General features: G+C 69.0%; 14 protein-coding genes. 7 read left to right on the top strand and 7 right to left on the bottom strand.

What is annotated here, in order from left to right; all coding sequences use genetic code 11:
• Window positions 1–71: 71 nt before the first annotated feature.
• Together CVV72_RS21860 and CVV72_RS21855 are read left to right on the top strand one after the other, a co-directional pair.
• A complete protein-coding gene (locus tag CVV72_RS21860) occupies window positions 72–1,004 on the top strand; it encodes an ATP-binding cassette domain-containing protein (protein ID WP_219145577.1) in 933 nt (310 codons plus the stop codon).
• A 17-nt stretch (window positions 1,005–1,021) separates the two neighbouring features.
• Window positions 1,022–1,744 (top strand): ABC transporter permease, encoded by a 723-nt coding sequence (locus tag CVV72_RS21855; RefSeq protein WP_370641966.1) that lies wholly within the window; start codon window positions 1,022–1,024, stop codon window positions 1,742–1,744.
• Here CVV72_RS21855 and CVV72_RS21850 read toward each other — a convergent pair.
• From CVV72_RS21850 to CVV72_RS21840, 3 genes are all read right to left on the bottom strand, one after another.
• Window positions 1,728–4,853, bottom strand: coding sequence for a BTAD domain-containing putative transcriptional regulator (locus tag CVV72_RS21850; protein ID WP_219145575.1), 3,126 nt, complete (start codon window positions 4,851–4,853; stop codon window positions 1,728–1,730). The two genes, CVV72_RS21855 and CVV72_RS21850, sit on opposite strands and share 17 nt — an antisense overlap.
• Window positions 4,854–4,885: 32 nt before the next feature.
• On the bottom strand, window positions 4,886–5,455 hold the full coding sequence (locus CVV72_RS21845) for a YbhB/YbcL family Raf kinase inhibitor-like protein (protein ID WP_255632208.1): 570 nt from the start codon (window positions 5,453–5,455) through the stop codon (window positions 4,886–4,888).
• Between the two features lie 285 nt (window positions 5,456–5,740).
• Window positions 5,741–6,502, bottom strand: a complete 762-nt coding sequence (locus tag CVV72_RS21840) for an NBR1-Ig-like domain-containing protein (RefSeq protein ID WP_219145574.1) — start codon at window positions 6,500–6,502, stop codon at window positions 5,741–5,743.
• Window positions 6,503–6,757: 255 nt separating this feature from the next.
• Between CVV72_RS21840 and CVV72_RS21835 the strand changes: the two genes are divergently transcribed.
• Window positions 6,758–7,576, top strand: coding sequence for a peptidoglycan-binding protein (locus CVV72_RS21835; RefSeq protein ID WP_034313585.1), 819 nt, complete (start codon window positions 6,758–6,760; stop codon window positions 7,574–7,576).
• A gap of 61 nt (window positions 7,577–7,637) precedes the next feature.
• On the opposite strand, the gene CVV72_RS21830 is transcribed toward CVV72_RS21835, so the two are convergent.
• Entirely contained in the window at window positions 7,638–8,318 is a 681-nt protein-coding gene (locus CVV72_RS21830; RefSeq protein ID WP_219145573.1) for a helix-turn-helix domain-containing protein, read from the bottom strand.
• A gap of 149 nt (window positions 8,319–8,467) precedes the next feature.
• On the opposite strand from CVV72_RS21830, the gene CVV72_RS21825 reads away from it, so the two are divergent.
• Window positions 8,468–9,283 (top strand): oxidoreductase, encoded by an 816-nt coding sequence (locus CVV72_RS21825; RefSeq protein WP_219145572.1) that lies wholly within the window; start codon window positions 8,468–8,470, stop codon window positions 9,281–9,283.
• Window position 9,284: 1 nt separating this feature from the next.
• Here CVV72_RS21825 and CVV72_RS21820 read toward each other — a convergent pair whose 3' ends face one another.
• Window positions 9,285–9,506, bottom strand: a complete 222-nt coding sequence (locus tag CVV72_RS21820; RefSeq protein WP_219145571.1) for a hypothetical protein — start codon at window positions 9,504–9,506, stop codon at window positions 9,285–9,287.
• Between the two features lie 62 nt (window positions 9,507–9,568).
• The gene (locus CVV72_RS21815) at window positions 9,569–10,186 is read right to left on the bottom strand and encodes a TetR/AcrR family transcriptional regulator (protein WP_219145570.1); all 618 of its coding nucleotides are present in this window, start codon (window positions 10,184–10,186) and stop codon (window positions 9,569–9,571) included.
• A gap of 67 nt (window positions 10,187–10,253) precedes the next feature.
• Here CVV72_RS21815 and CVV72_RS21810 point away from each other — a divergent pair, with 67 nt between their 5' ends.
• From CVV72_RS21810 to CVV72_RS21800, 3 genes are all read left to right on the top strand, one after another.
• A complete protein-coding gene (locus CVV72_RS21810; protein ID WP_219145569.1) occupies window positions 10,254–10,883 on the top strand; it encodes an MSMEG_1061 family FMN-dependent PPOX-type flavoprotein in 630 nt (209 codons plus the stop codon).
• 13 nt (window positions 10,884–10,896) lie between these two features.
• Window positions 10,897–11,793, top strand: coding sequence for a PDR/VanB family oxidoreductase (locus CVV72_RS21805; RefSeq protein ID WP_219145568.1), 897 nt, complete (start codon window positions 10,897–10,899; stop codon window positions 11,791–11,793).
• A gap of 108 nt (window positions 11,794–11,901) precedes the next feature.
• Window positions 11,902–12,198: a DUF1540 domain-containing protein gene (locus CVV72_RS21800; protein WP_219145567.1), complete on the top strand. Its 297-nt coding sequence runs from the start codon at window positions 11,902–11,904 to the stop codon at window positions 12,196–12,198.
• A gap of 84 nt (window positions 12,199–12,282) precedes the next feature.
• On the opposite strand, the gene CVV72_RS21795 is transcribed toward CVV72_RS21800, so the two are convergent.
• The gene (locus tag CVV72_RS21795; protein WP_219145566.1) at window positions 12,283–12,948 is read right to left on the bottom strand and encodes a VCBS repeat-containing protein; all 666 of its coding nucleotides are present in this window, start codon (window positions 12,946–12,948) and stop codon (window positions 12,283–12,285) included.
• Window positions 12,949–12,953: the final 5 nt, after the last annotated feature.

Below are 12,953 nucleotides of genomic sequence, written 5' to 3'. Positions count from 1 at the left end.
CACGGCGCTGACACCGCCCGTGTCAGCGCCGTGGCGGGGGCGTGTCAGCGCGGCCGCCCAGAGTGGTGCCCATGACAGACACAGCGATCGCGGTCTCGGGACTGCGAAAGACCTTCGGGGACAAGGTCGTGCTCGACGGTATCGACCTGGAAGTCCCCGCCGGCACCATTTTCTCCCTGCTCGGCCCGAACGGGGCGGGGAAGACCACGACGGTGAACCTGCTGACCACACTGATGAAGTCCGACGGCGGGACGGCGAAGGTCGCCGGGCACGACCTCGTGACCGAGGCCAAGGCGGTGCGCGCGGCGATCGGCGTCACCGGCCAGTTCGCGGCGGTCGACGAACTGCTGACGGGTCAGGAGAACCTGCAGCTGATGGCGGACCTGAGCCGGGGGAACGCGGACAAGCGGGTCGTCGCCGGCCTGCTGGAACGCTTCGACCTGGTGGAGTCGGCCCGGAAACCGGCGTCGACCTACTCCGGCGGCATGCGCCGGAAGCTGGATCTGGCGATGACGCTCGTCGGCGATCCGCGGATCATCTTCCTCGACGAGCCCACCACGGGACTGGACCCGCGCAGCCGTCGCACGATGTGGTCGATCATCCGTGAACTGGTGGACGGCGGCGTCACCGTCTTCCTCACCACCCAGTACCTCGAGGAAGCCGACCAGCTCGCCGACCGGATCGCGGTCCTCGACCAGGGCCGCCTGGTCGCACAGGGCACTCCCGACGAACTCAAGCGCCGGATGCCCGGAACGCATGTCCGGCTGCGGTTCACCACCGTCGCCGAACTCGACGCGGCCGCGCGGATCTTCCCCGAGGCCTCCCGCGACGACGAGGCGCTCGCCCTGCGGGTCCCCAGCGACGCCGGGACGAAATCCCTGCGCTCGCTGCTGGACCGGCTCGACGAGTACGCGGTCGCCGCCGAAGAGTTCTCCGTCCACACCCCTGATCTCGATGACGTTTTCCTCGCCCTGACGGGCCACAGCACGGAGGCAGTGAAGTGAAATCCGCGTCCACGGTGATGTTGCGCCGTAATTTCAAGCACCTCGTCCGCAACCCGACCTCGGTGTTCAACGCGATCCTGATGCCGGTCGTGATGATGCTGATGTTCGTGTACGTGTTCGGAGACGCCTTCAGCGTCGGCGTCGATTACGTCGACTACGCGACGCCGGGATTGATGCTGCTGGCCGTCTGCTACGGGCTCGGCGCGACCGCGACCGCGGTGAACTCCGACATGACCAAGGGCATCATCAACCGGTTCAAGGTCATGGACGTCTCCCGCGGCGCGGTGCTGAACGGGCATGTCGTCACCAGCGTGCTGACCAACCTGCTCGCCATCGCGGCGCTCACCGGGGTGGCCTTCCTGCTGGGCTTCTCCCCGGCGGCCGGTTTCCTCGACTGGCTCGGCGTGGTGGGGATCGTCGTCCTGCTCGGTTTCGCGGCGGCCTGGCTCACGGTCGCGCTGGGGCTGGCGGCGAAATCCCCGGAAACCGCGGGGATGGCTTCGGTGCCGCTGGTCATGCTGCCGTTCTTCAGCAGCGCGATCGTGCCCGCCGAGAAGATGGGCCCCGGGCTCCGGGAATTCGCGGAGTACCAGCCCTTCACGCCGATCATCGAGACCCTGCGCGGGCTGCTCGACGGGGCACCGGCGGCGGGCGACGTGCTCCCCGCCCTCGGATGGTGCGCCGGCATCGCGCTCGCCGGATACCTGTGGGCGTCCTCGACGTTCAAGAAGCGAGCGTGACCTCGGCCAGCCGCTTCCAGTCCGCTTCGGTGCCTTCTCGCGCCGCCTCCGCGAATTTCGCTTCGCCGAGGCGGCGCAGCACTGTCTCCTCGATCCGGGTCACGTCCGGACGGGACCGGTCCGGCAGCCCGCGCAACTCGTCGGCCGCTCCGAGCAGTCGCGCGGCCTGCTCGGGATCGTCCTGGCGCAGGGCCAGATCCGCGATCCCGACGAGCATGTGGGAGATCAGGGGCACGTGCCGCACCTCGGCGGCCGCCTCCCAGGCCGCTCGCCGGTGTTCACGGGACTTTTCGAGCTCGTCCGCGAAGTAGCCCCGAAGGTCGTGGCTGATGGCGCGGACGTGGCCGAGACCGGCTTCGTCGCCCATCACCGTCATCGCGAGGTCGAGCTGCCGCGCCGCCGCTTCGGTTTCGCCGCGCCAGTGGGCGAGTTCCGCGTGCGCGAGGGCGAGCATGCCCAGCGCACCAGGCCAGGTGACCCGCTCGGCGTACCGCTGCGCTTCGGCCACGGCGGCCGCGCTGGCCTCCTCGTCGCCCATCAGCCAGTACAGCTGCGCCTGCCGCGACCGCAGCCGGATGTGGTCCTCGAGGGAGCCGATCTCCGTCACGGCCGTGATCGCCTGTTCGTAGTACTCACAAGCCGTGGCGAACTCGCCACGAGTGGCGATACGGTCCGCCAATTCGGTGAGGGCGAACGAGATCCCGAATCGTTCGCCGATCGCCCGGAATTCCCTGAGCGCCTGCTCGAGGTATTCGTCCGCCTCCCGGCCGGGATGGCCGAGCGTGATCCGCATCTTGCCGAGGTGCAGCCTGCCCAGCGCCCGGACCCAGTCGTTTTCGTCCTCCAGCACCGGTTCCCACGCGGACAGCGCTTCGTCCCCGGCCAGCATGCGTTCCAGCGGGACGACGAGCCCGAGCAGCGGATGCTTGTTCTCACTGTGCATGCCCAGCCGGTACGACTCGTGGATCCACTTCGCCGCGGTGTGTTCGTCGGCGAAACCGGAACTCACGAACAGTGAGACGAGCCCGTACACCACGGCCGCGACGTCGTCGGACACCTCGCCCGGTGTCTTGACGGCCGCGCTGACCAGCTCCATGCCCTCCGTGCGGTACCCGCTGAGCCACCAGTACCAGCCACAGGCCGCCGCGAGCCGCATCGCCTGCGCGCCCTCGCCCGCGGCGAGGGCGCCGCGCATCGCGGAGGTGATGTTGTCGTGCTCGGCCTTGAGTTTGGCGAGCCAGTCCAGCTGCTCGGCGCGGCGGAGCATCGGCTCCGCGGCTTCGGCGAGCTCGGTGAAATAGGTGAGATGCGCGTGGCGTGCCACCACCGTTTCGCCCGCCTCGGCGAGCCGTTGCGCGGCGTACTCCTTGATCGTGCCGAGCATCCGGTAGCGCGGCGCTTCGTCGCCCGCCGCGACCAGCAGCGACTTTTCGGTCAGCGTGGTGAGCAGTTCGAGGACCTCGTACTGCTCGACCGCCTCGCTGACACAGACCCGCTCGGCCGCTTCGAGGCTCGCCCCGCCCGAGAACACCGAGAGCCTGCACAGGACCGTCCGCTCGGCGTCGGACAGCAGTTCCCAGCTCCAGTCGACCATGGCGCGCAACGTCCGGTGCCGGGGCAGCGCGGTCCGGCTGCCGCCGGTCAGCAGGCGGAACCGGTCGTCGAGCCGGTTCGCGAGCTGATCGATGGACATGGTGCGCAGCCTCGCCGCGGCCAGTTCGATCGCCAGCGGCATCCCGTCCAGGATCCGGCACACGCGCGCCATGGTGGCCGAAGTGTTCTCATCCGCCACGAAATCCTTGCGTACCGCGCTCGCCCGGTCCCGCAGCAACCGGACGGCGGGGGAGGATTCGATCTCGGCGGGACCGGCGTGCCGGTCCGGCACGGCCAGCGGCACGACATGCCACAACGTCTCGCCGGTGATGCCGAGCGGCTCCCGGCTCGTCGCCAGTATCCGGAGACGGCGGCATTCCCCGAGCACGCGATGGGCGAACGCCGCGGCCGCCTCGATCACGTGCTCGCAGTTGTCGAGGATCAGCAGGACCTCCCGGTCCCGGATCGCGGCGATGACCCGTTCGATGGGTTCCGCGTTCGACGAGTCGCCGAGCAGGGCGTCCCGCAGCCCGAGCGCGGCGAGAGTCGCTTGGGCGACATCGTCTTCCGTGCCGATGGCGGCGAGTTCCACCAGCCATGCGCCGTCCGGCAGATCGCCGAGCAGGGTGCGCGCGGTTTCCGTGGCCAGCCGGGTCTTTCCCGAGCCGCCTGGGCCGAGCAGGGTGGTGAGCCGGTGCCCGGTGACGAGGTCGCGGACCTTGGCGACGTCGGCGTCCTTGCCGACGAAACTGGTCAGCTCGGCGCGCACGTTCGTCTTGCGGTTTTCTTCACGCCGCCCCAGCTCGCCCCGCAGCAGCGCGACGTGCACCGCGGACAGCTCCGGCGACGGATCGACGCCGAGCGCGTCGGCCAGGGCTTCCCGCGTGCGCTGGTATACGAGCAGCGCTTCGGTGTCACGGCCCGTCGCCGCGAGGGCCCGCATGAGGGCGGCGACGAGCCGCTCGCGCAGCGGATGCGCGGCCACCAGATCGGTCAGTTCGGTGACCAGCGTCGCGCCGTGGCCGAGGTCGAGTTCCGCGTCGAACCGATCCTCCAGCGCCGTCAGGCGAAGTCCTTCGAGCCGGGTGACCGCCGCGTCGAAGGCGCCGCTGTCCTGAAGGCCGACGTCCTGCATGGCCGCGCCGCGCCACAGGGCGAGGGCCTCACGCAGCCGCTGGGGCTCCTCGTCACCGCGCGCCTGGCCGACGAGACGTTCGAACCGCACGGCGTCGACGGCGTCGGGCTGCACCTTCAGCCGGTAGCCGTCCGTCTGCCCCTCGACGACCCCTTCCGGCAGCACCTTCCGCAGCCGGGAAACCAAGCGCTGCAAGGCGTTCGTCGCGTCGGCGGGCGGCTGTTCACCCCAGATCCAGTCGACGAGCGTCGCCTTCGGGACGACCCGGCCCGGTTCGAGCGCGAGCGCGATCATCAGCCCGCGCAACCGGGCACCCGGCACGTCGGCGAAGCCACCGTCGTCCGTGCGCACCTCGAAGGGCCCCAGCATCCCGATCTGCATTGGGCCGATTTTGCCACGGGTGACCAGGGGACTTACGACTCGCCGGTGATCCTCGCCGAGCCGATCGAAGCCGCGGTGATCGTCTGGGCGGCGGTCCGGGTCGACGAACCGGAGTTCAGACCGGTGAGCGACGTCCGGTCGAGGGCGTGTACGACGAACTCGTAGGTGTTCACGGTGGAGGGCGAGCACGGGCCCTGGTAGCCGTAGAGGCTCGCGCTTCCGCGGTAGTAGACCTGTCTGGAGCCGGCGGGCACCGGGGGCCGGTAGACGTGCTGGACGTTCTGGGGGAGCGAAGCCGTGGTCGCCGGGATGTCGTAGATGACCCAGTGGATCAGTGCGGCGTTGTCGAGGTCGCGCATGACGATCGCGTAGCTCTTCGCCCCGGCGGGAGCACCCGACCAGGCCAATGGCGGCGACTCGTTCTTCTTGGCCGGATCCTGACCGCCGCCGCTGGTGCACTCGTGGACCTTGGGCATGAGTCCACCGTCGGCGAACGCGGTACTGGACAGCGTGAACGCGTTTTGGGCGGCCGTCGCCGCCGGGGAAAGGCAGGCGGCGCCGAGGGCGAACAGGGCGCAGAACACGATTCTCGTTGCTCTCATCGGAGACTCCCGAGGACGGTTGTGGTTCTCGTGCGCGGAATCCAGCGTAGGGAGCCCGGAAAGCGTCGGCTAGCGCACTTTTCCGGCCTATCGAGGTGTTTTCGCCGGGTGCCGAACTCGTGATTCGCGTGATCCGGCGCGTCATTCGCGTGCTTGGAGGCGTAACTCGTGAGTTACGCCTCCAATCACGCGAGTTACGCCTCCAATCACGCGAGTTACGGCTCGGATCACGCGAGTTACGGCTCGGATCACGTGAGTTACGGCTCGGATCACGCGAGTTACGGCTCAGGCGCGGACGAGGACCGAGAAGTAGATCGGCCTGCTGGCCGGGAAGAGTTCCCGGTCCTGTTCGTCGACCATCTTCCAGAACACCTTGCAGTCGGCCGGGGCGTTCTGCGGAGCGCTCACGGTGACCGTCACCTGGACACGTCCACGCGGCGCGGTGTCGTTGACCGGGATCCGGTCGGGGGTGCGGCAGGTGCCGGGCGCGACCGGAAGATCGGTGCGGCGCAGGTACCGCTTCCGCCACTCGACGGTGCCGGTGTTCTCGAGTTCCCACACCTTCACGAACTGGGTGCCGGGTTTGACCACGGTGTCGTCGGGGATGGTCACGTCGGCGACGAATCTGCTCGAGTCGCCGGGGTGCGGCGGTGCGGGCGTGCCCTGCTCGCCCGGCAGCAGGATGACCACGACGGCGGCGATCGCGGCGACGAGCACGAGGGCCAGCGGCACCAGGACCCGGCTGGACCGCCACCGCGGCCCGGGTTCCGGTTCACGGTCGGCGGAGAGCACGAGCTGGACGCCCTGCCACCGGGCGTGCCATTCCTCTTCGTCACCGTCGCAGGCGCGCACGAACTCGCGGACCGTCTCCCACGGCTGCAACCGCGTACCGGTGACGGTGAGGTGCAGGGTCGCGTGGGACACCGCGCCGGACTTCGCCGCCATCTTCCGGAAGGACGGCTCCCCGGCCCGTGTCCGGAGCTTCCGCAGCCCGTCCATGAACGCTTCCAGCTCCGGTGCCCGTTCTCCTGTTCGCGGTTCCGGCACGCTCCCCCTCGCGATCGTGTCTGACGTGACAACGATTTTCGTCGCTCTGCGCGGCCTGGTGACTATATCGCGACGAGTGTCCGGATCGCCGCGCCGACCTGCGGGTTCCGCCGGGCCCGGGCGCTGTCAGACGCTGTCAACCTGCGGTTTTTGACGTCAGACGTTCCGTACAGGCGGTTCCGGCTGACACACCCTCCGGGCCAGTGTCGGTCATGAGCTGCTCACGGGGAGCAGCCATCGAGTGAAGGAGCAGTCATGCGCAAGGTGGCAACCGCCGCGATGTTCGCCGCACTGTCCGCGACCGCGCTGGGGATGACGGCGGGACAGCCCGCGGCGGCCGCGCCGTCGGTCAACATGGAGGCCGTGGTCAAGGCGGCCATGTGGGATCCGTACAAGGCCGACCAGTCGATCACGCCGGGCTCCGGGGAGAGCGTCAAGGCGGTCGAGCAGGCGCTGGCCGCGAAGAACCTGCTCGACAAGAAGCAGGTCGACGGACACTTCGGCACGTCGACGGTCACCGCGTACCAGAAGTACCAGAAGTCGCTCGGGCACAGCGGCCTCGCCGCCAGCGGTCTGCCGGGCAAGGGCTCGCTGACCGAACTGGGCAAAGGCCGCTACACCGTGACGGCGCCGATCAGTGTCGGCTCGAAGACCAGCCTCGACGGCAAGACGGTCAACAAGCGCACCGCCGACATGATCGCGGCCGCGGAGAAGAAGGCCGGGGTCAAGTTCACCATCACCCAGGGCTCGTACAACGCCGGCGGTGTCGGTGCCTCGGGCGGCACGCACGACGGCGGCGGCGCGGTCGACATCTCGGTGAACAACATCTCGAACAAGACCGCCGCGGTGAAGGCGCTGCGCGAGGTCGGCTTCGCCGCGTGGCACCGCACCCCGAGCCAGGGCAACTGGGCGGAGCACATCCACGGGATCGCGATCAGCGACACCGACATGTCGCCGCAGGCCCAGGCTCAGGCCGGTGACTACTTCAAGGGCCTCAACGGCCTGGCGAGCCACGCCAAGGACGACGGCCCCAAGGTGAAGAAGGTGACCTGGGAGGAATTCAAGCGTGGGTGACCTCGCTCCCGCAAGTCCGTGAAGGCCTCCTTGAGGGACCCTGGGTCCCTCAAGGAGGCCTTCACGGACGAACGCGTGCCGTGCGCCGCCAGTGTTCCGCCGCCTCGCTCATGTCCTCGTGCAGATGCCGGAAGAACCGGCTGGTGGCGTCCAGCCGCGCTCCCGCCGGCCCGTCGATCAGCCCGGCGCCCCGCCGGGTGACCTCCGCCCAGCGGGTCATCGCGTCGAGACTGGTGCGCCAGGCGCGATAGCCGAAGTCGTCGTCGACGACGTACCGCTGCCGCCCGCCCTCGCGTTCGCGGGTGATCAGGCCCCGCTGTTCGAGCCAGCCCACGGCCTTGGACACCGACGCGGGGCTGACTTCCAGCCGGGCGACCAGTTCGGCGGCGGTACCGCCGCCGGTGTCCGCGGTGAACAGGCAGGCCAGGACCCTGGCCATCATCGACGGGACACCGGTCGCGGCCATCGTCTCGGCGAATTCGGTCTCGAAGTCCCGCACCGTCTCCGGGGTCCGTGCGGCGCTGGGCGCCGGGCCGGGTTTGCGGCGGCGTGCCCGCCATCGCGTCGCCTGCTGAGCCTGGCCCGCCCGATAGCCGTGGGCGCCGCCGTTGCGCGCGACTTCACGGATCACCGTCGATTTGGGGCGGCCCATCCGGCGGGCGATTTCGGCGTACGTGAGGCCCGCCGACAGCCCCGAAGCGATCTGCCCGCGTTCGTCGTGGGTCAGGCGTCTTCCCGGCACCTGTCCTGCCCTCCCGATGCATTCAGCTTCATGGTCATTGCATCGATTATAGGTGTCTGAACTAGGGAAACCGTTGTACAAAGTTGCCGGCTCCGGAAAAACGAGCCTAGTGTTTCGGGGGAAGCGAAAAGATCGGGAGGGCACACGGGATGACGGCCAAGGTATGCCTGGTCACCGGCGCTTCGTCGGGGATCGGCCACGCCACCGCGCTGGATCTGCTGCGCGCGGGACACATCGTCTACGGCGCCGCGAGGCGCGTGCGGAAGATGGACGACCTCCGCGCGGCGGGCGGCCATCCGCTGAAGATGGACGCCAGGGACGAGGACGATCTCCGTCGTGCGGTCGGCACCGTCCTCGAAGCGCACCAACGGATCGACGTCCTGGTCAACAACGCCGGCACCGTGCTGCACGGCGCCGTCGAGGACGTGCCCCTCGACCGCGCGCGCGACCAGCTCGAAGTCAACCTTCTCGCGCCTGCCCGGCTCGTTCAGCTGGTCCTGCCCGCCATGCGGGCCCAGCGGTCCGGCACGATCGTCAACGTCTCGTCGATCGGCGGCGAGATCGCCCTGCCTTTCGGAGCCTGGTACTACGCGTCGAAGCACGCGCTCGAAGCGTTCTCCGACACGCTCCGCATGGAGGTCGAGCCTTTCGGCATCGACGTCGTGATCATCCAGCCGGGCATCGTCAAAACCGAGTTCGAAGACCAGACCGCCGCGCAGCTCCGCGAGTATTCCGGCCGTGGGGCGTACCGGGAGATGGCGGAGGCCATGGCGCGGCACGGGGAGACCGGGCTCAGTGACGGCTCCGACCCGTCCGTCGTCGTGGACGCCATCCGCCGCGCCGTCGAGTCCGAAAACCCGGAAACCCGCTACGCGGTCGGCCACCTCGCCGAGAAACTCCTGGAACTCAACAGGACCCTGCCGGACCGCGAGTTCGACCGGCTGGCCATGCGCGCGACGAAATAGCTCAACCGCTCGGCTGCTTCTCGACGCCCCTCCCGCGGCGGGTGCGCGCGACCCCGATCCACAGCAGGACGGAGACGACGGCGCCCGGCGCCGCCGTCAGGTACACCGGCCACGCACGGAAGCCCGAAACCCAGAGCATCGTGGCCAGGCCGAGGGTGATCAGCGTCCACAGCAGGGCGAGCGTGCCGCCCCTCCGGCGCCAGCGGGCGGCGACGGCGCGCATCCTGTTCTCTACTCGGCTCACACCGGTGGATACCCATTCATCGCCTGGTCAACCCCCGGAAATCAGGCGCGAAGGTAGCCGGTGATCATCGCCACGAGCTCGTTCTCCAGCCGGGTGACGTCGAGGGAGCCGGGCGCGGCGATGAGCTGATGCACGGTCAATTCCACAGTGGACGCGACGAGCCTGGCCGCGGTGTCCTTGTCCCGCACGCGGACCTCGGGGTGGCCGTGGAGGAGTTCCCGCAGGTCACCCACCATCTCCCATTCCAGCCGGGTGACGCGTTCCAGCAGTTCACCGGAGCGGGGCGCCTGCTCGATCATGATCTGCAGCAGCCGCGGATCGTCGAGATGGTTCTCGATCACCGTGTGCACGAACTCGCGGATGACGGTCTCCAACGGCTCCGGCGACCGCTTGTACCGGCGCAGCGTTTCGGCCGCCCGGTCACCGTCGAGGTGGCGGGTGAGCAACTCGGCCAGGATCGCGTCCTTGTTCGGGTAGTACTGATACAGCGAGCCGATCGAGATCCGGGCCCGTTCGGCGATCCGGTTCGTCGTCCCCGCGGCGTACCCGTACTCGGCGAAAACGTGAGCAGCCGCGGTGAGGATGCGCTGTCTGGTCAGCTCCGCCCGGACCTGGCGTGGCTGTTTACGTGGCTGAAGGCGTCGTTGCTCCGACGTCATGGCACTCCCGGTGAAGCGGCGCTAAAGCGAGTAGCGAGCGGGCTGAACAATTGCTCATAATTGTGCCATGACCAGCAGTGATACCCGTCCTCGCCGACTTTCGCCCGAGGAGGTCCGTGCCCGGCTGGGGGAGCCGGAGGCCATGATCAAGGCGAAGGTCCACGACCGGATCGACCGGCACGGCCATCGGTTCATCGCCCATGCCCCCTTCATGGCGATGGCGACGTCGGACGCGACGGGCCTGCCCGATTGCTCGCCGCGCGGCGACTACCCGGGGTTCGCCAAGGTGCTCGACGAGCGCACCCTGGCGATCCCCGACCGGCCGGGCAACAAGCTCGCCGACTCCTTCCGCAATCTCGCCGAGAACGACGGCATCGGCCTGATGTTCGTCGTCCCCGGCGTGCGGGAGGTGTTCCGGGTCAACGGCCGCGCCTATCCGACCGACGAGCCGGACGTGCTCGCCAGGATGCGCACCGAGGGCAAACCGGCGGAACTGGCGATCATCGTCGACGTGGTGGAGACCTTCTTCCACTGCGGCCGCGCGCTGATCCGGTCCCGGCTCTGGGATCCCGCGAGCCAGGCGCTGGCGGGCGAATTGCCGTCCGCCGGCGAGATGGCCGCCGAGCAGATGGGGCTCGGCGTCGAACCGGCCGTACTGGAGGCCATGCTCGAAACCGGCTACCGGCGGTTGTACTGAGGTGAATTCGTCGATGCAGAAAACCGTTCTCGACCGCGTGGAACCGGTCGCCGAAGGAACCGTCTCACTCGTCCTGCGCGGCGCCGAAGGCCCGCTGGCGCCCTGGGAACCGGGCGCGCACGTCGATGTGGCGTTGCCGAACTGGCTGACCCGCCAGTATTCGCTGTGCGGAGACCCGGCCGATCGCGGCGGCTACCGCGTCGCCGTCCGGTACGACCGGCTGAGCCGGGGCGGTTCGGAGTACGTCCACCTGTTCCTGCGTGCGGGCCGGACGCTCGACGTTTCCTTGCCGCGCAACAACTTCCCGTTGCTGCCCGCGTCCGGACACCTGTTCATCGCGGGCGGGATCGGGATCACGCCCCTGCTGCCGATGCTGGCGGCGGCGGGTCCCACGGCCAGGTTGGTGTACGTGGGCAGGTCCGAAGCGACGATGCCGTTCGCCGCCGAGCTCAAAGCCGCGTACGGCGACCGGGTTCGCCTTCACGTCACCGCCGAGCGAGGCAGGCCCGACTTCGCCGCGCTGGCCGCCGGGCTCGGCCCGGACGCGCTGGTTTACTGCTGTGGTCCCGCGTCGATGCTCGACGCGGCCGAAGCGGTGTTCCCCGCGAAAAGACTGCATATCGAGCGTTTCCGGCCCGTGGCCAAGGAATTCCCTCCCGCGGAGCCGTTCGAAGTGAACTGCGTGCGTTCGGGGCGGACGGTGCCGGTCGCCGCGGAAGATTCGCTGCTGGACGCGTTGAACCACGCGGGGTTCCGTATCCCGTCCGGTTGCCGTGAAGGGGTTTGCGGCAGTTGCGAGATCGGCGTCACCGGCGGCGAACCGGACCACCGCGACGATATCGGCGCGCCACCGGGACGGATGTACTGCTGTGTCTCCCGCGCGTCTTCACGCCTCGATCTCGACCTTTGATTCCGGTCGCCCGGACATGAAGGAATTTCCCCGAATTGCCGCCGGGACGGGCCGGTGCAACCCTGGTCATACCGAACGACACCACCACCACGAAGTACAGGAGTCGTTATGACCACCACCGAAATGCCCGCTGTCCACGAATGCACGGTCAGCGGCTGTTCGTACAACCACGACGGCTGTCACGCTTTCGCCATCACGGTCGGTGGCGGGAACGGATCGGCCGACTGCGGAACGTTCGTCCCGCTCAACACCAAGGGCGGACTCGATCGAGTGACCGCACAGGTGGGAGCCTGCTCCCGGGCCGACTGCCGCCACAATTCCGCGCTGGAATGCACCGCATCGAGTGTCCGGGTGGGACCGGGCGAGGGCGACCACGCCGCCAATTGCCTGACCTACGCTCCGTAAACCACACATGCGCGTGAAGGCCCCCTTCCCTCGGCTCAGCCGAGGGAAGGGGGCCTTCACGCGCTAGGGGGCAGGGGTCGGCGATCAGCTCCCGGCCTGGTGGCAGGTCGCGGCGTCGGTGCCGAGCACCGGGTCGGTCAACGGACGGTTCTTGATCGAGATGATCTTCCGGGTGGTCAGCGCGCCGTCGCGAAGCGTGTAGACGGTACGGGTGCCCGAATAGGTGATCGGGTTCGCGCGGACGTCGTCGGCTTCGGTCTTGACGGTTTCGAAGGTGCGGCCGCCGCCGTCGAGCGGGGTGCACTGGTAACCCACATGGGCGGAGACGCCGCCGCCCTCGGGGACCGACAGTGGTTTGCCTTCGTTGTCGACGACCTGGCTCAGGTCGCGGCCGTCGTAGTGCAGGGCCGTGACGAACGTGGTGTTGGCGCCGACGGCCTGGGTGACGATCAGTTCGGCGCGGCCGTCGCCGTTGAGGTCGGTCACGAGCGGGGCCTCGAGCGGGACCCAGCTGTCGGCGCCGAGGCGGATCGAAATGAAGGTGCCGTGCACGGTGGCGGAGACGACCTGCTCGTAGTCACCGGTGAGCTGCGCGGTGACGGTTTCGATCTCGCCGTCGCCGTCGAGGTCGGCCACGGTGGTGACGGGATCGTTCTGCGGGCTCGCCAGCGCCGGGACGACGGCGGCCAGGCTCAGCGCGGCGGCGACGCCGGTGATGGTGGCGGTACGGACGATGCCGGTGTGCTTCATGGTGT

This window comes from Amycolatopsis sp. TNS106, assembly GCF_019330265.1.
Taxonomy (GTDB): domain Bacteria; phylum Actinomycetota; class Actinomycetes; order Mycobacteriales; family Pseudonocardiaceae; genus Amycolatopsis; species Amycolatopsis lurida.
The sequence above is the reverse complement of the archived record's forward strand: the minus strand, read 5'-3'. Positions and strand labels throughout refer to the sequence as shown.

Coding starts and splice junctions, on each gene's coding strand:
- CVV72_RS21860 (WP_219145577.1), top strand. CDS start 72: ATGACAGACACAGCGATCGCGGTCTCGGGACTGCGAAAGACCTTCGGG.
- CVV72_RS21855 (WP_370641966.1), top strand. CDS start 1,022: ATGTTGCGCCGTAATTTCAAGCACCTCGTCCGCAACCCGACCTCGGTG.
- CVV72_RS21850 (WP_219145575.1), bottom strand. CDS start 4,853: ATGCAGATCGGGATGCTGGGGCCCTTCGAGGTGCGCACGGACGACGGT.
- CVV72_RS21845 (WP_255632208.1), bottom strand. CDS start 5,455: ATGAGAGCAACGAGAATCGTGTTCTGCGCCCTGTTCGCCCTCGGCGCC.
- CVV72_RS21835 (WP_034313585.1), top strand. CDS start 6,758: ATGCGCAAGGTGGCAACCGCCGCGATGTTCGCCGCACTGTCCGCGACC.
- CVV72_RS21825 (WP_219145572.1), top strand. CDS start 8,468: ATGACGGCCAAGGTATGCCTGGTCACCGGCGCTTCGTCGGGGATCGGC.
- CVV72_RS21820 (WP_219145571.1), bottom strand. CDS start 9,506: ATGCGCGCCGTCGCCGCCCGCTGGCGCCGGAGGGGCGGCACGCTCGCC.
- CVV72_RS21815 (WP_219145570.1), bottom strand. CDS start 10,186: ATGACGTCGGAGCAACGACGCCTTCAGCCACGTAAACAGCCACGCCAG.
- CVV72_RS21810 (WP_219145569.1), top strand. CDS start 10,254: ATGACCAGCAGTGATACCCGTCCTCGCCGACTTTCGCCCGAGGAGGTC.
- CVV72_RS21805 (WP_219145568.1), top strand. CDS start 10,897: ATGCAGAAAACCGTTCTCGACCGCGTGGAACCGGTCGCCGAAGGAACC.
- CVV72_RS21800 (WP_219145567.1), top strand. CDS start 11,902: ATGACCACCACCGAAATGCCCGCTGTCCACGAATGCACGGTCAGCGGC.
- CVV72_RS21795 (WP_219145566.1), bottom strand. CDS start 12,948: ATGAAGCACACCGGCATCGTCCGTACCGCCACCATCACCGGCGTCGCC.